Here is a 22686-nt window from a genome sequence, read left to right as displayed (position 1 = left end):
TTTACAACTAATCGATAGAAACAGCGGGTTTACCAAACCACTTCTGCCAAGGGAGTGACAATGTCACAAAAATCGCTACAGCATATAACATTGACCAACTTAGGCAGATAAACACCACAGTACATATACCTAATGAAATCATTGCGATGTATCGAGAAGCGCCATACAGAAGTCGGCAAGCGGCTAGCATTGCGAGTAGATAAACCAGCACAAAAATACCATTTGCGAGCTTCAAAAATACTTCAAGGTCTAAATCGGAAAGCTCCTTAATGATAGAAGAGATAAGTGCGATAGAGCAGACTATTAGTGTTGGGTAAAGTGGCACCCCATGGGTATTGAGCTGAGCCATTTTACCTTCTGGGCGATGTTGACGAGCCTGAGCCCAGATCATACGGGACAAGCTTTGTGTGTATAGATTGAGGCTAGCGAAACAGGCAAAGAAACCAAGAACACTGATAACAGCTTTAAATCCATTCCCAAACATTTGTTCAGTTACCCATGGGATTGATGCGGCATCAAATTCCGCTGAGCCATACGCGCCTAGTTTGAGGATAACCACGGAACAAGCCCAATACACCAAGCCAGCAACGAAACAACCAACTACGATAGCAATAGGGAAATCTCGTTGAGGGTTCTTGAATTCTTCCCCCATATGAGCAAAAGCTTCGATCCCGACAAAGCACCAAAACATCACGGCCAGTGCGGCGCCGATTGACCACATAGAGTCAGAGGATAGCCTCGGTATTGCTATATCGGCTATAGTGATCTCTGCTTTCCAAACAAAAACGGTTACTAAGGCAAAGATCGAAAGGGCAATCACGGTTTGAAGGCGGCCTGAAGACTTACTGCCCATAAGGTTAACCACGAGAAGTAACATTACGGTAAAAAACTGAGCAACAAGCGGTGTGTTGAGCGGGGCTGGTAATAGCTGTTGAGCAAATCCGCCTGCTAATGTGATCCCCGCAGGTATTGCAACTGGAACAACACTGACAAATAACCAGGCTACGCTGGTTTCTAGTTTGGCGCTAAACGCTTGGCGAACAAAATAGGCTGTACCTCCCGCATTCGGGTAGCGCTTACCTAGCGCGGCGAAAGTAAGAGCAATAGGGCAAATAGCGATAAACAGGATTATCCAAGCAACCAGAGATAATTGACCTGCAATACCTGCCGCGATAGCGGGAATCATAAATAAACCTGTACCAAGTAAAGTGGTTGAAAGCTGTCCGATCCCCGACATTAGTGTGATTTCTTGTTTTAGTTGTGTCATTCGCTCTCCTGCTTTTGATGGTTCTTATCTGGGTAAGAGTGTGAATGAAAGCTTACATTTTCGTAATCAGTAATACAGCTAGCGAAACGTCAGAAGCAGCCGTCATTTTAACGGTATTTGTTGGATTAAGTGTGAAAGTGCCGGCTGTCCTCTGCGACGTCTGTTATAAGTGCCAAAGTTGTGTCAAATTAGAAGTTAGAAATAGAACAATAAATCGGAAGAAGTAAAAGTATGGATAAATTTGATCGCCAAATTTTGGATATCCTAAAAGCCAGCGCTCGCAGCTCAGTGAGCGATATTGCGAGAGCAGTTAGCCTCTCTCGTTCGGCGGTGAATGCGAGAATTAGGAAATTGGAGAGCGACAAAGTAATCAAAGGTTACTGCGCACTGGTCGCTGAGCCCAACCAAACTAAAAACGTAAGTGCTTATCTTTTGTTGAAGTTCGACCTGTCGAGTAGTGACCATAGCTTCGAGTCCTACGCGAACCAAATTCATGGTATTAATGGTGTGCAATGGTGTCACGCCATTAGTGGAGAGACCGATATGATGCTGTATGTTGAGGTCGAGAGTATGGAACGTTTAAATCAAGTTCGCGATCAGCTGCAAAGCTATCCAGAGCTTCGCCATCTAATGACTCATACTGTGTTGACCGAGTTTTTTAACAAGCTGAATCCGACGGTACATTCATGCTAGGCAATATTAATTTAAACTTACTGCGTTCATTGCATGTCCTTCTTGAAGAGTGTCATGTGAGCCGAGCCGCGCAACGCCTGCATATCACACAATCAGCGGTGAGTCGCCAACTTAGCCAACTACGAGATTTATGTGTTGACCCTCTGTTAGTGCGTGATGGTAATAAGCTGGTGCCAACCAATCGAGCTATTTTGCTTAAAGAGAAACTCGATGACCTACTCGGTGAGTTTGACCACCTGCTAGATGACAAACAGTTTGAACCACAAGAGTGGCAGGGAGAGTTTGTATTGTCTTCTAGTGACTATGTTGCTCAGTATATTTTGCCAGTGATTGTTGCCGAGGTATCAGCAGACGCGCCGAATATCAATTTGGCCTACCGTTTGTGGCAGCCAAACTATCTTAAGTCACTCAATGAATCGGGAATCCATTTGGCTTCCAGCATGTTTCCTAAAAAGCCGGAGCATGTATCGAGTATCAAGCTTGGAGAAGATAAATCTGTGTGTTTAATGCGCAGATCACACCCATTGGCTCAGCAAGAGGCGTTAAGTTCCGAAGATATTGTCCAGTACTCTCATATCAAGGTGAATGGAGGAGGGGATAAAGACAGCTACGCCGATATTGCATTGAAAAAGCAAGGGCTGAAACGCAGAGTGGCATTTAAGGTTCCTTTCTTTTCATCGGCGAGTAACGTATTAATGCAAGACGATTATTTGATGATCGTACCGGAACATATTGCCTATAACCTAGGTAGGCACCTTGAGGTTAAGTATTTTCCATTGCCATTCGAAACCGAAATGCACACCTATTGGTTAATGTGGCACCCGAAGTATGATAACGACTCAGCACACAAGTGGGCTCGAGAAAAGGCATTCCAAGCAATGCAAAAGTCGAGTTACAATATCAGTATGAATTAAAGTTATAGCTATGATGATTATCTTTGATTTCAAATAATACCTAGTAATAATTATGCTAAATATCAATGGTAGAGCGTTCAGCAAGAACGCATGGTTTGACTAGGAATGAAATGATGACGGTAACAATTTGGTTTTCTTTATTGGCTATTTGCCTATTGGGAGCGATGTCTCCGGGGCCAAGTTTAGCAATGATCGCAAAACACAGCTTGGCTGGTGGTCGTATTAACGGGCTTATCGCTGCTTGGTCACACGCTGCGGGTATCGGTATTTATGCGTTTACAACCATCGTAGGCTTAGCAGTGGTATTGGAGCAATCTCCAACGTTATTTAAAGGTATTAGCTTGGCGGGTGCAGCTTATCTGTTGTACTTGGGAGTCAATGCTCTGCGTTCGAAAGGTGGTGTAGCTGCCAAATTAGAGGCAGGTGAACAGATGAGCTACATGCAGTCTGCTCGTGAAGCTTTCTTGATCTCTATCTTGAGTCCTAAGATCGCACTGTTCTTCATCGCTCTGTTTAGCCAGTTTGTCGCGCTTGGCAATGAGCTGACCAACCAAGTGATTATTGTCTCGACTCCGCTGATTGTTGATGGCCTTTGGTATACCTTTATCACCTTGGTGTTATCTAGCCCTCTCATTGTTGAACGAATCCGTTCAAAAGCGCAGTTGATTGATCGGCTGTCAGGAGTGGTTTTGATTTTGCTTGCTGTGCGCGTGGTTTGGACCATATAGCGTTAAACAATGGAATCGCGCAATAAAAGGTATGTATTAAAAAAGCTCATAGTGGATCGCTAGTGAGCTTTTTAGTTTTTATGAGTTTGTCTGGCTAACCTGCCGAGTTTAGCACTGAATCTAGTTTGGCCATTGAGTCGGAAAAGTAAGGGTTATACGTTAGGCGAGCGTGATTTTTACCTTCTTCACGGTATCCCCATGCTGAATACCACACTTCGCTGTTCGCATTACACTTCTCCTCAAAGCCTTCTTCTTGTCCGTTAGAGCAGATTTTTTCACTACCATTGATACCGTAATATGGATTGTTTGGTGAGAACAACAAGCCCATGTGAGAACCGTTCGAGATATGTTGTTCGGGGATCTTCATGCTGTATTGAACAGCGCGAGGGTCATCGAGTTTCGTTTCTCCTTGCCACACCAAAACATTATTTGGGTTTGGCATAGACTCAGTAAACGCCTGCTGGACGAAATTAGTGTCAATCACACTGTCGCCTTCACTCATCATAATGAACACTGGTTTGTCGAATTGCTTCTCTTTTAAGTCGTCACGAACAATTTCTGAGGTCTCATAGTATACCGATGCTCCGTTCATTGGCAGTGAGTTATAACGCAGTATGTTGTCTTCTGGATCTTGATCCGCCCAAGTCACAAAATAGCTCGCTAGCCCCGCGTATTGCACGGCCGATGAGTTCGGTTGAAATGCAGGTGAAAATAGCAGTAACCCTGCGATCTTTGGATCTTTTATCGCTTGTGAAGTCACAAGGTTTGCACCGGTAGAGTAGCCACCAAGCCATACTGAATCGTACTCTTGCTCAAGTAACTTAGTATGGTGAGCCACCACGCCTTGCCAATCTTCGAGATGCGGTTGCATTAAGTCACCTGCACGGCTGCCGTGGCCTGGAAGCAGCACGGTTCTCACTAAGTAACCTTGGTCGGCTAAATGTTCTGCTATGTCTTTAAATGAATACGGCGAGTCACCTAAACCATGAACCAACAGAACTGCTTTACCATTAGGTGAGGTCGGTTTGTACTCAGTGGGTGAATTAAGTTGAACCTCTAGTTGCTTGTCTTCGGTGATGAACACTCGGTTTTTTAATAGCCAGTCTTGAGTTTCGGTCACATAGTCATCGAAGCTGCCTTGTTGATATTCAGGCAGGCTTGGCGAAGCTTCGTAAGCTGGAGTGATGGTCTCGTTAGAGCAGCCAACGAGACCTAAAGTCGTAATAGCGAGCAGAGTTAGAATAGTCTTTCTGTGCATTGTTTGGTGTAGTCTCTATGGTTGTTGTCTTGAAGCAAAAGCTCAGACTATTTTCTATTTGAAAGGTCTTCATATTCGCCTTCAATAACACCAGCATCAGATGTTGATGAGTGGTGAGTGTTCATATGAGCTGCGAAGCCTTGTTTCTTCATTTGATTTTGAATGCGCTTGCCTGTGATTAATGCTGCGATAGCCAAAGGAATAGCAAGGATCAAGCTTGTGAATAGCGCCAAAAGGCCAGTAAATAGCGCAACAATCGTAACTAATATATTTTTCATATTCATTCCTCTTTTTCTATGTTGTTACTTTATCGCTCCTTTTCTGAACGAAACATGAACGCCGCAAATAATTACCGAGAGTCACTATGACACGAGTGTGTTTGCTTTGATTCCATAAAAATCAAGAAATTAAAAGTTGGTACGCTTGATGCTCTATAGGGTTTGGAATAAGTCACTGTATGCAAAGTACTTACAGTTAATAAAAATTACTGGAGCCTCTATATGTTCTGTATTCAATGTGAACAGTGCAATCAAAGTATTTGTCTCAACGCTTGGCAAAGAAGTGGAAGCAAAACCGAGTATGCCATTTGCTAATTCACTAGGCGATTCAGTCTGATATCGAGGTAGAGCTTTAGAAGTGATTGTTTATCAGAACTTCTGATATAAAAAGGCCACTTAGACCCGTTAGAGAGATCAGATCTAAGTGGCAACCCTCCTGTTTATACGGGGGAGTAAAACAGAAGGGGATGCGAAGCCTGAAACAGGCTTCGCGGATATAGTTATTATGTTGTGGAGCTTGTTTTACTCAGAGGTATTAAACCGCTGGGTAAGTTTTGTAGCGTACGCCCATCATTTGTTCCATACAGTGAACAACTTGGCAGCTGTAGCCAAACTCGTTGTCGTACCAAATGTATAGAACTGCGCGATTGTCTTGTGCGATAGTTGCAACACCGTCAACAACGCAAGGGTGACGAGAGCCAACTAAGTCTGTAGAAACGATTTCAGTTGAGTCTGTGTAATCGATTTGAGCAGATAGGGCGGAAGATAGTGCCATTTCACGTAGGTACGTGTTTAGCTCTTCTTTGTTGGTACCTTTCTCAAGGTTTAGGTTTGCTACTGCCATTGAAACATTTGGCGTAGGTACGCGAATCGCGTTACCTGTTAGCTTGCCTTCCATTTCTGGCATCGCTTTTGATACTGCTTTTGCAGCGCCAGTCGATGTCAGTACCATGTTCAATGAAGCAGCACGGCCACGACGGTCACCTGAATGGAAGTTATCAATCAGGTTTTGGTCATTGGTGAATGAGTGAACCGTTTCGATATGACCAGACAGAACGCCAAACTTGTCGTGAACTGCTTTCAACACTGGTGTAATCGCGTTCGTTGTACAGCTTGCCGCCGAGATGATGGTGTCCTCAGGTTGAATCACATCTTCATTTACACCGAACACAACGTTTTTGATGTCACCTTTGCCTGGTGCAGTAAGCAGTACTTTGCTTGCACCGTTACAAGCTAAGTGTTGGTTTAGACCTTCTGCGTCGCGCCAGACACCTGTGTTATCAACAACTAAAGCATTATTGATTCCGTAAGCCGTATAATCCACGTCTTCTGGTTTATTTGCGTAGATAACTTGGATGAAATTACCGTTAACGATGATCGCTTTACGTTCTTGGTCTACAACGATGCTGCCATTGAACTGGCCATGGACTGAGTCACGACGTAGTAGACTTGCACGTTTTTCTAAATCACCGTCTTTACCACCACGAACCACAATTGCACGTAAACGAAGTGGGTAACCTGGGCCGCTTTTTTCTACAAGAATACGAGTTAGTAGACGACCGATACGACCAAAGCCGTATAAGACAACGTCGCGAGGTGTGGTCATCGCTTCGCCTTCTAATGAACCCATTAGAGCCGTTTGAAGGAAATCATCCATCGCGCTGAGGTCTTCGTGGTTTTCCCAGTATTGAGCTGCTAGACGACCAACATCCACGCGGCAAGGAGACAAGCGCATTGATAGTAGGTGTTGGATAATTGGTTGAGTTTGTTCTGCGGTTAGCGGTGAACCTGTGTAGCGTTTTGCGATGCGGTGAGCTTTGATTATGTCGATCGTTGTTGCGTTGACTAAGGTCTTACCGAAGAGGATAACTTCTACGCCTTTTTGGCGGTATAACTGACCTAAAGTTGGAGCGATGGATTCAGCAATAGTTTGACTAGTTTGCCAGTCTAGGAGGTGCTTTTCGGGACTCATCTTTACTCGGGACCTTTCACGTTAAGTTCTGCAGTCATGGCGATTGTAGGGAAGCCAATTAGCATAGGAGGTTGAGCTATCAAGCGCTGGTCTTTTGTGCCACTTATATGTGCTTGATATGCGTTGTGTGTAACTTGTAATTTTTATGTGGCAGGATTGTAAGATACGACTAGTTATTCTGCTAGGAAAAATAAATGCAGATAAATTATCTGTAACTTGGCGTGATATTAGCCATAAATCAAGTTTTATGCGTAGATAAAGGCTATTGACTTTAACAATCTGTAGCACTTAATTTCCGCCAAAAAATACTCAAATCAAAATATGATATGTAATTAAAGTCATAGTGATCATTAAAGCTGTGAGGGTCAACCCAATTTACACGTAAATAGTAAACAACAAGTAAGCCAGCCAGTCTGTTTTTTGTTTGGCCTTCAAATAAACTATCGTTGCGTGAAAAAAATGCAGAGCGCAAACGTTTGGATATCACAAATTTAGCCTTAATTTAGTAATTTGTTCGTACCTAGCACTTTGACTTGTTGCCTTTCTGACCTGACAGCGTGACTTCTTTACGTGTTATACGAGCGATAATAACTCTCTCTCGGAAATGAAACGTTTCATTGATTTACTATTCTGGTACCAGCGTTTGCTTCGTACACTGCACATTATTTGCCTTTCCGGACTCAGAGTATCGTTTGTTCATATCCAATTTGATCAATAACCGCTGTTAATGTCCTATTCTTTATTTGGGCTGGGTTAAATTACTTTCTGGAAGGGAGTAGTTATAAAAATGATAAACATGTCAATTAGATGGCTTCTAATTCTTCTTACTACTGTGCCTGTATTCACCATGTTTGGGTTTACAGTCAACCAAGTGATCAAGAACGATACGAAGATGAAGAATCTTGAAACTACACGAATTAAGGTTGAAGCTCTTCAATCTTTTAACACGGTTTCAAGTAATGCACATCGATGGTTAGTTCTGTCTAATGACTCTTCTGAGAAAGGCCAGTTGCTTTTAACCCTGCAATCAGAGTTGGATAGGTTTTCTCAGTACGGGGCTCGATTAAAGCAGTCTGATGAAAACCTAAATATTGAGCCTCCGCTAACCGAATTGAAGAATGTAGTAATGAGCCTGACTAATGCGACGCTAGGTTCTGGCAATCAGGTGTTAATAGAGAAGGCTTTTGGATTATTAAAAGGCGTGATGCTTCAGTTATCCGAATATCGGGTGGCTTTATTGGATGAAGACATTAGTCAAGCTGATGCGATGTTCGTCCACCTCACTAACTATGTGTTTTGGAGCCAGCGAGAAGCATGGTTGAGCTACAGCTTGTACCGTTCGCCTGAGCAAAAAAATCAATATCTACTGAGTTACATCAGTGCGTTAGATCGACAGAAGCAGTTATTAGAGACCTTTTTCCAATCAGATACGAGCTCTCCGAGTATTAGGCAACTTCTTAATACAGTTTCTCAAGATGGGTTTCAAGACAAGTTCGCAACACGAATCCTTGAAGGAGAACTTTCATCGCCCGAAGTGTATGAGCACTTAAAAAGTCTAGAGGTCAAAAAGCGAGCCATTTCTCAAGCGATCAGTGCTTACACCAAGCAATTGCAGTTTGACTTAACAAACAACATTGTGTTGCAGAAAAGACAAACTTTAGTGATCTCGCTCTTGATCCTTGCTCTTTCGGGTGTGTTGTTGTGGTTGGGAGCCATGATCTCTATTCGCTTGAACAAAAATCTATCAACGATCTTGAAGGGCGTTTTAGAATGCGCTGGTAACGATGGCAAGCCGAACACCATAAAAATCGAGGGCAATGACGAGCTCGTAGAGTTTACTGAAACTTTAAATAGGGTGATGGAACGCACCTACCAACGTAATCAAGAGCTCATTGAAGCCAAAGAAGATGCTGTGTCGGCTAATAAGGCGAAAAGTGCATTCCTCGCCAATATGTCTCATGAGATCCGAACTCCCTTAAATGGGATCATTGGTATGGCGGAGATTTTATCGCAGAGTAAGCTAAGTCCTAACCAACAAGAGGTACTTGGGGATATTGAGTCGTCATCGCATTCATTACTGGTGCTGCTGAATGACATTCTCGACTTGTCTAAGATTGAGTCGGGTAACCTCATGCTCTCTCCACACAATGCTGACTTACGTGAAGCCGTCTATGACTCTGTGAGCGTGATTTTATCTAAGGCGATCAGTCAAGACATTGAGCTCGATGTAAACATTGATTCCCAAACACCACCGCAACTTTTCTTCGATGAGTATCGTGTTAGACAGGTGCTGACGAATTTATTGTCGAATGCCATCAAGTTCACCTCCAACGGCACCATTACAACGGACATCGCCTATACGCCAATGTCGATGGGTAGAGGCAAACTCGAGTGCAGTGTTTCGGATACAGGCATTGGTATTGAATCAGAGAAACTAGAGTCCATCTTTGAGCCCTTCACTCAAGAGGATGGCAGTATCACGCGTCAGTTTGGTGGCACAGGGCTTGGGTTAGCAATCTGTAGGCAGCTTGTCGACTTAATGGGTGGATACATCACTGCCCGTTCAGTAAAGGGTGAAGGTTCTACCTTTACGTTTTGTCTGTATGTCGATGTAATCGAGACGCAAGTTCAAAGCTTTGAAAATTTAAATCGTGCGACGATCATTTCCAACTCTTTTAACTATCTCGATCAACTAGTCAAAGAGTGTGAGCGCCTCAATATAAAACCCAAGGTGGTGGGATCGATATCGTCGCTAAATAAAGAGATCAAAGAGAGCGACTTTGTACTGTATTGTCATACCTTACATCACTCATTGCAGAGTGATTTAGCGGCGTTGAAAGAACAGTACCCGTTAGACCGCGTGATTGTTTGTCAGCACCACTTATTCAAAATTAATGTGATTACAGAGTCCGTTCAATCAACTCATACACTGCCATTCCTGGGACGGCGTTTCTTGAATAGTCTATTGTCACTTGATGCGAATGAAGAGCCAGTACCCGAAGCGCAATCAGAAAAAGAAGCAGTGCGTCCTCTGAATCGACGTATCTTGATTGTCGAAGATAACTTGATGAACCAGAAGATAGCGAGCTTCTTTCTTGAACAAGCTGGCTACGAGTATTTAATTGCTAGTAATGGACAAGAGGCGGTTGATGTTATTACTCAGGGCGCGCAATTTGACGCCGTATTGATGGATTGCATGATGCCAGTCATGGATGGAATAACCGCGACCAGAGCAATCCGACAGTGGGAGGTTGAGCAACAAACGACACCACTGCCAATTATCGCCTTAACCGCAAGTGTGTTAGAAGAAGATATCAAAGGTTGCTTTGATGCAGGCATGAATGCGTATTTACCCAAGCCTTATAAATCTCACCAACTCTACGACTTGTTTAGCAGCCTCGATATTGTCTAACTGATAACTGGAAAAAAGTTTAGTGCTTTTTAACGCACTTCCATTCCCAAATTGTATTGAGCAAGGCAGCGTCCGACATAACTAATTTTGATGAAAGCCGCCACAATGATGGTGCTGATGTGCGCCACGATCTGAACCGGTAATGAGAAATGATCCGCCATTGGGTAAGCGATAATTATGCTGATTAGCATAAGCAAAGTGGTAATCGCTAGGCTGAAGTTAGATACAGAAAGTAGAGTTTGAAAGCGTTGAGTCATCGTCTTCATATTAAATTCCTAGTTACTATTAGTTCTTTTGATACTTAACTACTAGCAATTAGCGTTCCAGTTTTTAAAGTTGTTATTTATCAATGGTTTGTTTTTGTGCTCTTTTGTTTTGTAGTCAAAAAGACTTCGCTGTTAAATGTGTCTTTTTGACTTTGTGGTGTTTTTTTACCATTGCCTTAAGCCACAGGTATCGATATGGAAACGAACACCTGAGTACAAACCTAGGCCAACGTTATTTTTCTGGCCAAACTCAGCATGAATCTTTTTTGAGCTTTACATGCAGTTGTTCGCGAGTAATGTCATTGGCTGGGACTAAATTCAATGCGCAAAATTCTAAGTGCCTGCTTGTTGGTTATAAATCTGAGTCCTTTCACCAGATACAGGAATTACCACACCGATTTCAGGCTCAATGTATTGTTGAGTGTATTTCAAGGTGTTGATCATGTTCGATACATTCTTTTTATCCGGCAGGGTAAACAAGGTGGTGTTACTCATCGCCCAGTCTGTTACTTGTAACAGCACCAAGTGCAAAGGCATGCTTTGGGTGATTCCCGCATCTTTGAGCTGTTGTCCTATTTCTTTTACTCTGTCTTCAGCGTGATTAAGTAGCATCCAGCCTCGAAATGCCGAGCGAGTTGGAACTTTGTAGCCATGAACGTCGACCACGAGATCGTCATAAGTGATTTCGGTATAAAGCCTTTCAAACTCTTGTGGATAGGGTTGAGTTGATGACAGCGCTAAGGTAATCAGAATGGTTGAGTACATAAGTTGACTCCATTTCTTACGCTGACCCTAATAATGATATTTTTATCATCAAATGCGTAGGCTTAAGTATAGACACTGGAATTTAGGTACAAAAAAACCCACTACAAAGAGTGGGTTACTAAACAAGTTATCCATCTTTGTAAGATTACTTCTTACCTTGGATTTGCTTGTCTTCTTCTGTCAGCTCACGGATACGACGGCTGATGTCGCGACGAGCTTTAGAAATCTCTGCGCTCTTGATGATGTGGTCATCAACACGATCTTCGTAGTCAGCTTTCATGTTTTTGATGATGCCTAGAATCTCATCGTGAGTCATCTCTGGCTTGATGTAGTCAAGTAGGTTATCAAGAAGGTCGACACGCTTACGGTTGTCACGAACTTTCTTTTCGTTGTCAAGCAGTTCACGCTTAAGTTTGTTCTTACGTCGTGCTTGGTTAACAATTTCAAATACGCTGCTCATAGATTCCTTTTCCTATTCGTCAAATACGTTATCTGGTTCTGATTAAAGCACATCAATTGATGATGTAACAGTCTTTAGATCAAAGCAAAAGTAAGGTTGTTTAATTATTCGTCACTCTCACCGATGTGTGATTGTTTTTATCTCGCCGTTCAAGTTAGTATCCCATGTAGATACTGCATTGATACGAAATGTGAAATGAATCAACAACAATTGGAAACCGAAGATTCAGGTGATAAAGCGACTGAACCTTCAGCAGAGCAAAACAAGCTTCGTGATGCGTATGTAAAAGAGCGTACTTATTTGGAAGTCGTGGAAATAGAGCTAAACCGTTCTAAGATCATAATGATTGATGAACAGGGTAGAAAGAAACGAGTACCAATTTTGTCTGAGCATTAGTCCTAGGTGACTGCATTGTTTAGTGCTGAGACGGAATCACCAAAATAATAAAAAGGAATAACGATGAACACAGTACTTTCCCCAATTGAAGCGAGAATCATTGGTTGCTTGATCGAAAAAGAAGTGACGACTCCCGATCATTACCCACTAACGTTGAACAGCCTGACTACAGCCTGTAATCAGAAAAGCAACCGTGAGCCTGTTCTGTCGTTGTCTGAGTCAGAAGTATTAGATGCCGTTGATGGCTTGATTGCTCGCCGCATGGTGAGTGACGAAAGTAGTTTTAATAGTCGTGTTAATAAGTACCAGCATCGCTTCTGCAATACTGAGTTTGGTGATCTGCAATTTACAGAACAAGAGCGCGCGATCATCTGTTGTATGTTACTGCGTGGTCCACAAACGCCGGGCGAATTACGCACGAGGACAGGGCGCTTAGCGAATTTCACTGATGTAAAAGAGGTGGAAGCAACGCTTGAAAAGTTAGCGACCCGTGAAGCAGGCGCCTTGGTTGTTAAACTACCGCGTGAAGCAGGTAAGCGTGAGTCACGTTATCAGCATTTACTCAGCGGTGAAGTCGAAGTTGAAGCGTTTGCGACGGCATCTGCAGGTGTTGCAGCACCGCCAGCATCGAGTGAGAGGCTGGAAGAGCTAGAGTCCGAAGTTGCAAGCCTAAGAGCTGAAGTAGCCGAGTTGAAAGCTCTGGTTGAATCTCTGCTTTAAATGTCTGGATCTGAGAATAAGGCGGATTGGGTCGTGTACCTGATCCGCAATCGTCATAACGCTTTGTATTGTGGTGTCACCAATAATCTACAACACCGCTTTGAGCAGCACCAAACTGGTAAAGGTGCCAAAGCCCTAAAAGGCAAGGGGCCGCTGAAGTTAGTTTGGAGTATGGAGGCTCAGTCGAAAAGTGAGGCGCTGAAAACCGAATACGCGATCAAACAATTACCTAAGTTTCGTAAAGAAAAGTTAGTATCGCTCAAACTTATCATTGAGTGGCAAGACGACAACATTCAATATATCGAAGTCTCATAATTCATACCTAAAATAGTAACTGCTGATAAAATTGTAATAAATAAAACTTCCGAGAGAGTTTTTATAAAGTGTTTGATTTTTATTTGAAAAATATGAAATTAGGAAGGCGTGTTTAGCCACTTGACAGTAAAGTTTTTCCGTTTCCACTCTCATTTGATATATCACTCATTTGGAATGTTGTTCTAATTAGCTCTAGCCGCTATCATTTATCATCGTTGTCCTACATAATATCTTTCAGCCATTCAAAGAGATGGTGTCATGCTAGGTTAAAAAAATGAGCCAAAGTAGCTCATATAAAACGAGAAAAATATGAAACGTTTATTGATGTTGTTTGGACTAGCCGTATTTTCTGCGTCCGCTCTTTCCCACGGAACCCATGTTCTTAAAGGATATTGGGAGTACCAAGATTACCTTTCTAACTTTCCTGAACAAAAAGCCTTAACCGATAAAATGGTTCAGGCTGTGCAAAACCACCCCGTTCCGCTGAAACGAGTCCAGGATGAACCGATAACGATTTCTGTCGTGTATCCGGGTCAACAAATCTCTGATTATTGGGTTCGTAACATCCAAGCTTTTGAAAAGCGACTTGATAAACTGAGAATTAATTATCAAATTAACCAAGTGTTTACGAGAGTGAACGCAGATCTCGTGCAGCAAAGTATCTCGTTACAGGAAGCTATAGAAAATAAAACCGATTACCTGATCTTTACGCTGGATACGACGCGCCACCGTAAATTTATTGAGCACGTATTGAGCTCTACTGATACCAAACTTATTCTGCAGAACATCACTACGCCAGTCCGAGCATGGGCTGATAGACAACCCTTCATGTATGTTGGTTTTGACCATGCGACGGGCAGTTTAAAATTAGCGAATTACTTCAAAGAAGTCAGCAAACCGAACAGCAAATATTCGGTACTGTATCGCTCAGAAGGTTATATTAGTGATGCCCGTGGTGATACCTTCATTCACGATGTTAACAGTGACACGAACTTCGATTTAAAATCCTCTTTCTACACAAGATCGGACAAAGAGAGTGGTTACCGAGCGGCTAAAATCAGCATAGAGAACGATAAAGACCTAGACTTTATTTATGCATGTGCAACCGATGTCGCTTTGGGCGCAGCGGATGCGATACGAGAATCGGGTCGAGATATCTTAGTTAACGGTTGGGGCGGCGGCTCTGCTGAACTTGAAGCGATTGAAAGAGGTGACCTTGATGTCACTGTTATGCGTATGAACGATGACACGGGGATCGCAATGGCAGAAGCCATTAAGTGGGACCTTGCCGGGGAAGCCGTTCCTACAGTTTACTCTGGTGATTTTGAAATCGTGACTAAAGAAGACTCCCCAGAACGAATTTCTGAACTGAAACAGCGAGCATTTAGATACTCAGGTCAATAATGAAGAAAAGCTATGCCAGTACACCTAGGAACACATTAGCTAAGCTTATTACGCGTATCATTATCTTAGTGATAGGCGTTATGGCACTTGGCGTGCTTATTCACAATTATGAAACCAGCAGTAACATTGTAAAACAAGAGACTAATCGAACGGTACAACAGACGTCGAGTCTGATTCAAAACATGTTCGATTATCGTTTGTCTGTCTTACAGATTCATCAAGACAGTAGCTCACACAGTGACACTCTACGTGAGTACTTTGCTACGGGCGACGAGGAGGTATTGAACTACTTCTTCTTTGGCGTAGATCAGCGAGAGCCCGATCATGCTCCTGATCTACGCTTTGTCTCAACACATGATGGACTAGTGTGGGAAGATGGTAACGCTCAGTTTTATGGGTTAGACAGAAATAACCTAGAGCATATTTCTGATGAGGTCTCTTTTAGCAGTAACTGGCACTTTATCCAGGTAATGACCGAGATTGGCAAGCGTCACTTGTTGGCTCGCCGAACCCCCATTGTTGACAACAAAATAGGCGAAGTTCTCGGCCAACTTTATATTGCAATCGTACTCGACAACAATTTCTCTCTCGCAGAGTCCATACAGCAGGGCAGTAACTGTGAGAATATCGTAATTGAGGCGTATGGAACGCCGGTGACCTCGACGTTCAGCGGCGATGAGACGTATTCGATAAAGGATATTCTTGAATATAAAATTTACGAGCAGTTGCCTCGTGATTTCGTCACAGTGGCGACAATCAAGATCAACGCTGTAGAGACTCCACTGGTTATTCGTGCGGTACAAAAAAATACCAATTTTATCGCGTTAGAAGAAAACTATGAGCGCGCCATCATCGTTGTTGTGGTCGTGATTGTGTTTATGTACTTCTTCGCTCGTACTTGGATTCAAAGAAGAGTAGCGGCAGAGCTCGATAAGTTGATGCACTTTACTCGTTCAGCGAGTGATAGCGAAGATTTTAACAAGTTCGATGGGTCGAATATTTTCGAGTTTCATCATATTGGCTGTACACTGGAAGACACCTTTGAACGCTTGTCCGAGCAAAATCAAAAATTCCAAGATCTCTTTAACTTTGCACATTCACCGATTTTGGTTTGGTCTGAAAAAGGCGATTTAATCCAGATGAACCCAGCGGCTCGTATGGCGTTGTTTGATGAAGATGATAATTACGGTGCAGTTGCCCATGAGTTTGAACTACGTATGCTACCGAATATCCAAATGGTGGTTCAGGGCGCAAAGCTAACAGGAATTAACGTACCGATTGGTGAGAAGGTGTTCCGTTGGAACATGTCGGCTATCCGGGTTGAGCACGGCATCACGGGGGTTGTGGTTCAAGGACAAGATATTACTAAGTTGGTGGAAGCTGAAAGGCAAGCGGATAGAGCGAGAGAAGAGGCAGAGCATCTTGCCAACGTTCGAGCTGATTTCTTGGCGAAGATGAGTCACGAGATCCGAACACCACTCAATGGTATCTTAGGCGTATCTCAGCTTCTTAAACGCTCTATGCACAATGAAGATAATAAAGAGCAGGTCGATGTACTCTGTAACAGTGCAGAACACTTGCTAGCGGTATTGAACGACATTTTGGATTTCTCAAAGATCGAGCAAGGGCAATTCAATATTCAAAAGAAAGACTTCCGCTTGGCGGAGTTGATTAACACTCTAGACAGCATCTATCGTCCACTTTGCAAGGATAAATCGATCACATTCACGATAGTGAATCACCTGGCTAACGACATGGAGATCAACACTGACCAAGTGCGCTTAAATCAAATTATGTTTAATTTGCTGAGTAATGCACTTAAGTTTACCCATCAAGGTGGCATCTCAGTCAGCTTCGAGCTTGAAAGTATTTTTAATACCAATAAAGCCAGTTTGATCGTACGAGTGCAAGATACCGGTATCGGTATTGACGAGAGTAAAATTGACGCTGTTTTTGAGCCTTTTGTCCAAGCCGAAGAGACGACAACACGTGAATATGGCGGGACCGGATTGGGCTTGACGATCGTTAAGAACTTAGTCGATATGCTCGAAGGAGATATCCAAGTTCGCAGTGTGAAAGATCAAGGATCGGAGTTCATCATAGAAATACCAGTAGAGTTAAATTCTAAGCCGTTACTTGATGTTACACAAGAGGCAAGGTGGGGACCTGAGGCTTTATTTGACCGTGCTTTGAATGTACTGCTGGTGGAAGATAATCACACTAACGCTTTTATCGCGCAGGCTTTTTGTAAGAAGTATGGCATGGTGGTTACGTGGGCTAAGGATGGTTTAGAGGCACTTGAGATGGCAAAAGCGACCACTTATGACCTCATCCTTATGGATAATCAACTTCCAAACTTAGGCGGTGTTGAGACGACACAACAGCTGCGAGAGGAGATTGGCGTATCTGCACCAATTTATGCATGTACTGCCGATGCTCAGGAGTCTACAAGAGATAGTTTTATGGCTGCTGGCGCGGACTATGTTATTGTTAAGCCGATAAAAGAAGAGTCATTACACCAAGCTTTTGTTCATTTCAAAAACTCATATTGGGATGGAAACAGACTCTAGTTTTTCTTAATCTTTTTGAATGCAGGTCAGCGCTAAGCTAAGTGGTGTCAGTACTGCACTCTGAGCATATGCGAACAACTATACAAAGCCAGCAACGAAAGCTTGTTCTAACAGTAATGTTTTAAGCTCGTCACTCATATGTAGGTGTGCAGGGAACTGAATACCCAGCAGTCAACCTTGCCCTTGTCTTTTTTACTCACCACTTTATAAACTAACTCGCTATCCAAATGTTCACTCAACACCGAGTCAACTTTGGTCTTCCAGCCAACATCAATATCGGATTGTTGCATGATATAGATGCCCCAACCTGAAACTGAGAAGTCAACCAATGTGGCGTCTAGCGTTAAGGTGTCAAAGGTAACTTCGCAGTTAAGGCGTACCTTGTATCTTTCGTGCTCACGGATTGATTTCGTTGCAAAGTTAGTTGGCGGACAAGGAAATAGGAGATGTGCAGGGGAAGTGATACGAGCCAGTACATTCGTTTTGAACACAACGATGTGACCAAGTTCCGTGTATGTAATCGCTCGAACGATAATATCCACGTTGATAAGTTTTCTTGACGTCAGTGCCTCGGTCGCTTTTTTGTGACAGCTTTAAGATGAGGTACAGCTCTTCTTTGTGCCTAATATATAGAGTAATGATCGAAATTGAGTCATCGGGTCCAAACTCCTAGACGCCTGCTGTTTTTGTACCGGGTTTAAGGTATCTAAACAGTTCTAAGTTCTTATCTTTATGGATGTTCTTCAATGAAAGGTGTTAATCATATGCTGAAATAATGTAACCCTCCAATAGGGCTATGTCATTATTTAGTGGGGTAATGAAGATATCTGAGTGAAAAAAGTGGAAATGGTTTGTCACTCAAACAACGGCTTACTCTGAACAAAAAACGCGTTACACTGCTATCCATAATTTAGTTAAAGGAAAAGAGCAAATGGAACTAGAAACCTTGTTAAACACCCTGTCTGAATCACCTGAAAGTGTTCAATTTGAAGATACAATGCAGGTAATTGAAGCTCATTATGATTTTTCTGAGTGCGAATTTCGTAATGGAGATGTGGTGAATGAGGCAGGGCAGAACAATGGCTCGTGCAAAATTTTTGCGTTCGGCCAAGATCAAGGGCTTTCAGTAGAGCAAACACTAGCGTGCTTCGGTCAATACTACCGTAATGATGTGCTAGGTTTTCCAGAGAACACTGATCACCAGAACATCCGAAACTTTATGGTTCATGGCTGGAGTGGGGTTGAATTATCCCAGCCGGCGTTGGTTTTAAAGTCCAAGTAAATAGGTTTCAATGGCGAAGTAAATACTTACTTAAACATTAAGAGCATGAAGCGAGATGAGCTTATCTCGCTTCTTTCTTAGATCTTTCAATACCGACAGGCTACTGAATTGGCAATTCAGACAAGCATTTACGACATATACATACTTCAACTTTGGGTATAGAGCTCGTGTCTCTTGTCTCTAGCTCAAAGCACCAGCAGGTCTCTTTACCTGCGCTAATATCGCACTGAGTAGGTTCATTACATTGTGGGCACTGGTGTGTGGAGCTAATACCGCTAAGGTTATTCATTACAGACTCTCTTTCAATTTCAGATAAGCCTTTCCAACCTATAATTTCGTCCATGGTTCTGAAGCAGCCGCTACACATGCCACCATTATTTTTACAAGCCGCTCGGCAAGGTGTTTTCATCTATTGGACCCTTGATTTGTTTGAGCTGAAATGTAGCACACTTGTTTCTGTTTTTAGAGTAAACTCACTAAAAATTGCCCCCGAAAATAGCTAATGACCTCGTAATTGAAAGGCTTTTCATGTAGCATCTCGCCCCTTTTGTTGAGTGGGGGATATTATGTTTATTGGATTTGATTATGGAACAGCAAACTGTTCTGTGGCTGCAATGGTTAATGGGGAACCAAGCTTGTTACCGTTAGAAGGTAGCAACCACTATATTCCCTCAACCGTATTTGCTCCTACTCGTGAGAGTGTATCTGAACATCTATTTCGCCACCTGAACATTAAACCGAGCGATGCTGTCGGTGAGCAAGTGCTACGACGTGCAATTGCCCTCAACCGCGAAGAGAGTATCGATCTTGTGCCAGAAGACATGGCATTTGGTGAGGCAGCGTTAGATCTCTACTTAGAAGATCCGCGTGACGTCTATTATGTTAAGTCTCCAAAGTCTTTCCTAGGCGCAAGTGGGCTACATGACGTTCAGGTCAGTTTTTTTGAAGATCTAGTATGCGCCATGATGGCGAACATCAAGCAGCAAGCTGAGCTCACTACTCAAGAACAAATCAAACAAGCGGTTATTGGTCGACCAATTAACTTCCATGGTCGCGGCGGTGAAGAGGCAAATAGACAAGCTGAAACTATCTTGTCTCGCGCCGCGAAGCGTGCAGGTTTCCTAGATATTGCATTTCAATTTGAACCCGTAGCTGCCGGCCTAGACTATGAAAGCACTCTGACTGAAAACCAAACGGTATTGGTTGTTGATATCGGTGGTGGTACGACCGACTGTTCTTTATTAGAAATGGGCCCGAGTTGGTCTGGAAAAGCGGATCGTAGCCAAAGCTTATTAGCACACAGTGGTCAAAGGGTAGGAGGTAATGACTTGGATATTTACCTGGCCTTCAAACAACTGATGTCACCTTTCGGTATGAGTAGTAAAGCCATTTCCGGTATTGATATGCCATTGACCCAATTCTGGAATCCAATCGCCATCAATAATGTAGAAGCTCAGAAGAATTTTTATTCTCGAGAAAACCTCGCAGCATTGAAGTTATTGCGTAAAGAAGCTGCTGAACCACACAAGTTAGAACGCTTACTCAAGGTTTATCAAGATACCTTGGGGTATGGCATCGTACGTAGAGCCGAAGAAGCTAAGATCGCGTTGGCGGAATCTTCAGAGTATCGCGCAGCGATGAATGTTGCCTCCGAGTTGATCGAAGTCGATATCTCAGTTGAACAGATGGTCGATGCTATCGATACGCCAAAGTCTAAGATGATTGAGCTGGTTAAAGAGGCCATTCAACAAGGCGAAAAGAAACCAGATGTTATCTATATGACGGGTGGTTCAGCACGTTCACCTATCCTTAGAGAAGCGGTTCAACAAGCCGTACCGAATGTGCCTATTGTGAGTGGCAACTATTTCGGTTCAGTAACGGCGGGCTTAGCTCGTTGGGCTGAGGTTTGCTTCAGTAAAAATGGACCTTAGAGAATTCTACGGATATTTGTATTATTTCAATACTCACTTTGCTTTTAGAGAATCAAAATAAAAACAAGAGTAGGAAATGTTGGCAATACTATCAATTTTAAAAATGATTGCAGTGTTTTGTACCATCGTAAAAATGATTCTCGCTACATCCAGTAATGAGTTCTGAGTTACAAGTAGATTTAAGTATATGAACTCTTAAAGGTTGCGTAGGGTTGGAGGCGATGAGTTAACGTCAACAATGATTGATGTGAAAAATAAGTAACATAGGGTATAAAATATGCTTATGTGTTGTTTGTTGAACAAAGTTTATTCCGATATGGAGGTTCTATGTTTTTACGTACAACATTTGTCATTGTTACATGTACTTTAATAGCCGCTTGCAATGACGATAATGACACTAGTGCGGAAGTCGAGGGTAGTTCGGAAGTCGAGACTGTTATTTCTGACTCTTCTTGTGATTTAGAGTCAGTAAACTTGCTTGATTTTGAAGCTTGGCAAAGAGAAGAGGGGTGGTGGGTTGGTGAGTATACTTTTTTAGGAAGCGATGGTAACCCCAATGTATCCTCCAGTTGGCCCTACCGCTACGATCACTACAAAGGTTTCATTCATCTAGAAGTTGTTGGGAACAGCATTAAGCAGAGAAATGTGTTCCTCTACCCTCCGAAGGACCTAACAGAATGTACAAGCGGTGAAGATGTTGTTGGTTCGGGAATTTGTGGAACGAATGGTAATGAAAAGATCTTTAGTGCCGATCAAAGTGCATCGGATTGTAATGGGGGTTTAGCTGGCTCTTACGAAGCATATGGAATGATGGTGGACACCTCAACCACTTTGATGGGGGAAAACAGTGTTCTATACCAAGTGTATTTGCCTGACGGAAGTATCATGCAAAACCAGTTAACGACCCTCCCACCAAATGATACGAGAGTGCGTACAGCTCAAGGCTTTTTTATGGACCAGCCAACTTATGCAAGTTTCTACCGAGAAAAGAAAGTTACCAAAGAAGAATTTATGCAGCAATTGGCAGATACGCGTGCCGATTACGCTATTCTTGAGGAAGACTTTTGTGGCTATGACTCAGGCGGTCAGCCTAGCCAAGTGACTTGTACCGAGCATTTTGGTGTTGAGATCACTGAATGATTAATTAGTTATTGAGTAATACAGTTGGCCCGGCTTCAAATTATGATTCCGGGCTTTCAATGTAGTTATCTTGCTTATTTATTCTTTTATATTTAGAAGGGCGGAGATATATTTACTTTGAATATTGTTAATGTGTTAATTGTCAATTGCCTGCTCGTTCTTACAGGCTGAAATACTATTTTATTGCTACTAAAAAATTACCACACCAATCACAAAAAAAAGCTTACAAAAATACACTGAAACTGAAATAAACTAACATGCAACAGTGACTTACTTTACTAAAGTGTTTTCTGTTAATGTTTGAAATATTGTTGTCTTTCCCGACGAATGTATTCTTTGTACCTTTCGTTTTTCTTCTCCTTATTATGTTCATCGATCTCATTTTCAACGTGGTAGATGTAGCCGTTACAGATATAGAATTATTCGAATCAGGCAGCTTATTTAGCGGTGGGCTTTTATTACCACCTATTTTATCCAAAGTCCCCTTGGCGGTAGGTTTGTGTGTTAGTTTCTTTTTCGCCACTATTCTATCGTTTTACTCATCATCTTTCCTAAATCAACACCTTAGTTCTGTTTTTTTGACGGTTGCGGAACTTGTCTCTATTCCAGTTAACTTCTACCTATCCTTGTATATCAGCGCGAAGCTCTTAAGCCCCTTAGCGCCACTTTTTGATAAGAGTAAAGCTTTTGCAAAGGTGGACTTTGTTGGAATGAAAGCAAAAGTTCACAGCAGTGAGGTGAACAGTCAACGCGGTGAAATTATTGTTCATCATAATGGAAGCGAATTTTTACTGGATGCACGGATTTTGGAGTCTGATGCACCCATTGAATATGGGAACGATGTTGTGATCGTTTCTCTCAATAAACAAAAAAAATATTACATTATTAATCAGTAGCTAGAAAATTAAGGAGCAG

20 protein-coding genes and 2 pseudogenes are annotated in these 22686 nt (G+C 42.6%); 13 read left to right on the top strand and 9 right to left on the bottom strand.

Going from position 1 to position 22686, the window contains the following annotated elements:
* Positions 1 to 7: 7 nt before the first annotated feature.
* Positions 8 to 1267, bottom strand: coding sequence for an L-methionine/branched-chain amino acid transporter (gene yjeH / locus A3712_RS13270; protein WP_063523841.1), 1260 nt, complete (start codon positions 1265 to 1267; stop codon positions 8 to 10).
* A 231-nt stretch (positions 1268 to 1498) separates the two neighbouring features.
* Between yjeH and A3712_RS13265 the strand changes: the two genes are divergently transcribed.
* The 3 genes from A3712_RS13265 to A3712_RS13255 all read left to right on the top strand — a co-directional run bounded on the left by A3712_RS13265 (position 1499) and on the right by A3712_RS13255 (position 3602).
* Positions 1499 to 1960: an Lrp/AsnC family transcriptional regulator gene (locus A3712_RS13265; protein WP_063523840.1), complete on the top strand. Its 462-nt coding sequence runs from the start codon at positions 1499 to 1501 to the stop codon at positions 1958 to 1960.
* Entirely contained in the window at positions 1954 to 2874 is a 921-nt protein-coding gene (locus tag A3712_RS13260; protein ID WP_063523839.1) for a LysR family transcriptional regulator, read from the top strand. The genes A3712_RS13265 and A3712_RS13260 overlap by 7 nt, the downstream gene beginning before the upstream one ends.
* A gap of 113 nt (positions 2875 to 2987) precedes the next feature.
* A complete protein-coding gene (locus A3712_RS13255; RefSeq protein WP_063523838.1) occupies positions 2988 to 3602 on the top strand; it encodes a LysE family translocator in 615 nt (204 codons plus the stop codon).
* A 94-nt stretch (positions 3603 to 3696) separates the two neighbouring features.
* Here A3712_RS13255 and A3712_RS13250 read toward each other — a convergent pair whose 3' ends face one another.
* The 3 genes from A3712_RS13250 to A3712_RS13235 all read right to left on the bottom strand — a co-directional run bounded on the left by A3712_RS13250 (position 3697) and on the right by A3712_RS13235 (position 7110).
* Positions 3697 to 4860, bottom strand: coding sequence for an alpha/beta hydrolase (locus A3712_RS13250; protein ID WP_063523837.1), 1164 nt, complete (start codon positions 4858 to 4860; stop codon positions 3697 to 3699).
* Positions 4861 to 4907: 47 nt separating this feature from the next.
* Positions 4908 to 5138 (bottom strand): hypothetical protein, encoded by a 231-nt coding sequence (locus A3712_RS13245; RefSeq protein ID WP_008217274.1) that lies wholly within the window; start codon positions 5136 to 5138, stop codon positions 4908 to 4910.
* 535 nt (positions 5139 to 5673) lie between these two features.
* Positions 5674 to 7110, bottom strand: a complete 1437-nt coding sequence (locus A3712_RS13235) for a glyceraldehyde-3-phosphate dehydrogenase (RefSeq protein WP_063523835.1) — start codon at positions 7108 to 7110, stop codon at positions 5674 to 5676.
* An 847-nt stretch (positions 7111 to 7957) separates the two neighbouring features.
* On the opposite strand from A3712_RS13235, the gene A3712_RS13230 reads away from it, so the two are divergent.
* A complete protein-coding gene (locus tag A3712_RS13230) occupies positions 7958 to 10522 on the top strand; it encodes an ATP-binding protein (RefSeq protein WP_063523886.1) in 2565 nt (854 codons plus the stop codon).
* A 29-nt stretch (positions 10523 to 10551) separates the two neighbouring features.
* Here A3712_RS13230 and A3712_RS13225 read toward each other — a convergent pair whose 3' ends face one another.
* The 3 genes and pseudogenes from A3712_RS13225 to A3712_RS13215 form a co-directional block, all read right to left on the bottom strand.
* A complete protein-coding gene (locus tag A3712_RS13225) occupies positions 10552 to 10788 on the bottom strand; it encodes a hypothetical protein (RefSeq protein WP_063523834.1) in 237 nt (78 codons plus the stop codon).
* Between the two features lie 165 nt (positions 10789 to 10953).
* A pseudogene (locus A3712_RS13220) lies at positions 10954 to 11553 on the bottom strand (hypothetical protein).
* 145 nt (positions 11554 to 11698) lie between these two features.
* The gene (locus tag A3712_RS13215) at positions 11699 to 12013 is read right to left on the bottom strand and encodes a DUF496 family protein (protein WP_004742367.1); all 315 of its coding nucleotides are present in this window, start codon (positions 12011 to 12013) and stop codon (positions 11699 to 11701) included.
* A 195-nt stretch (positions 12014 to 12208) separates the two neighbouring features.
* Between A3712_RS13215 and A3712_RS13210 the strand changes: the two genes are divergently transcribed.
* From A3712_RS13210 to luxQ, 5 genes are all read left to right on the top strand, one after another.
* Entirely contained in the window at positions 12209 to 12409 is a 201-nt protein-coding gene (locus tag A3712_RS13210) for a hypothetical protein (protein WP_063523833.1), read from the top strand.
* 63 nt (positions 12410 to 12472) lie between these two features.
* Positions 12473 to 13129, top strand: coding sequence for a YceH family protein (locus tag A3712_RS13205; protein WP_063523832.1), 657 nt, complete (start codon positions 12473 to 12475; stop codon positions 13127 to 13129).
* Positions 13130 to 13444 carry a GIY-YIG nuclease family protein gene (locus A3712_RS13200; RefSeq protein WP_063523831.1) on the top strand — a complete coding sequence of 105 codons (315 nt, stop codon included), beginning with the start codon at positions 13130 to 13132 and terminating at the stop codon, positions 13442 to 13444.
* A gap of 309 nt (positions 13445 to 13753) precedes the next feature.
* On the top strand, positions 13754 to 14848 hold the full coding sequence (locus A3712_RS13195) for an autoinducer 2-binding periplasmic protein LuxP (RefSeq protein ID WP_063523830.1): 1095 nt from the start codon (positions 13754 to 13756) through the stop codon (positions 14846 to 14848).
* Positions 14848 to 17418: a quorum-sensing autoinducer 2 sensor kinase/phosphatase LuxQ gene (luxQ, locus tag A3712_RS13190; protein WP_063523829.1), complete on the top strand. Its 2571-nt coding sequence runs from the start codon at positions 14848 to 14850 to the stop codon at positions 17416 to 17418. The genes A3712_RS13195 and luxQ overlap by 1 nt, the downstream gene beginning before the upstream one ends.
* A 78-nt stretch (positions 17419 to 17496) precedes the next feature.
* On the opposite strand, the pseudogene A3712_RS13185 reads toward luxQ, so the two are convergent.
* Positions 17497 to 18156 (bottom strand): annotated as a pseudogene (locus tag A3712_RS13185) (PilZ domain-containing protein).
* A 193-nt stretch (positions 18157 to 18349) separates the two neighbouring features.
* Here A3712_RS13185 and A3712_RS13180 point away from each other — a divergent pair.
* Positions 18350 to 18700, top strand: a complete 351-nt coding sequence (locus tag A3712_RS13180; protein WP_063523828.1) for a HopJ type III effector protein — start codon at positions 18350 to 18352, stop codon at positions 18698 to 18700.
* 100 nt (positions 18701 to 18800) lie between these two features.
* On the opposite strand, the gene A3712_RS26785 is transcribed toward A3712_RS13180, so the two are convergent.
* Entirely contained in the window at positions 18801 to 19109 is a 309-nt protein-coding gene (locus tag A3712_RS26785) for a DUF1289 domain-containing protein (protein ID WP_082856240.1), read from the bottom strand.
* Between the two features lie 157 nt (positions 19110 to 19266).
* Between A3712_RS26785 and yegD the strand changes: the two genes are divergently transcribed.
* The 3 genes from yegD (at position 19267) to A3712_RS13165 (ending at position 22667) form a co-directional block, all read left to right on the top strand.
* Entirely contained in the window at positions 19267 to 20631 is a 1365-nt protein-coding gene (gene yegD, locus A3712_RS13175; RefSeq protein ID WP_063523827.1) for a molecular chaperone, read from the top strand.
* Between the two features lie 327 nt (positions 20632 to 20958).
* Positions 20959 to 21771 (top strand): hypothetical protein, encoded by an 813-nt coding sequence (locus tag A3712_RS13170; protein WP_063523826.1) that lies wholly within the window; start codon positions 20959 to 20961, stop codon positions 21769 to 21771.
* A gap of 296 nt (positions 21772 to 22067) precedes the next feature.
* Positions 22068 to 22667, top strand: coding sequence for a hypothetical protein (locus tag A3712_RS13165; protein ID WP_063523825.1), 600 nt, complete (start codon positions 22068 to 22070; stop codon positions 22665 to 22667).
* The last annotated feature ends 19 nt before the right edge of the window (positions 22668 to 22686 follow it).

The organism is Vibrio sp. HI00D65 (assembly GCF_001635455.1).
Lineage (GTDB): Bacteria > Pseudomonadota > Gammaproteobacteria > Enterobacterales > Vibrionaceae > Vibrio.
The sequence above is the reverse complement of the archived record's forward strand: the minus strand, read 5'-3'. Positions and strand labels throughout refer to the sequence as shown.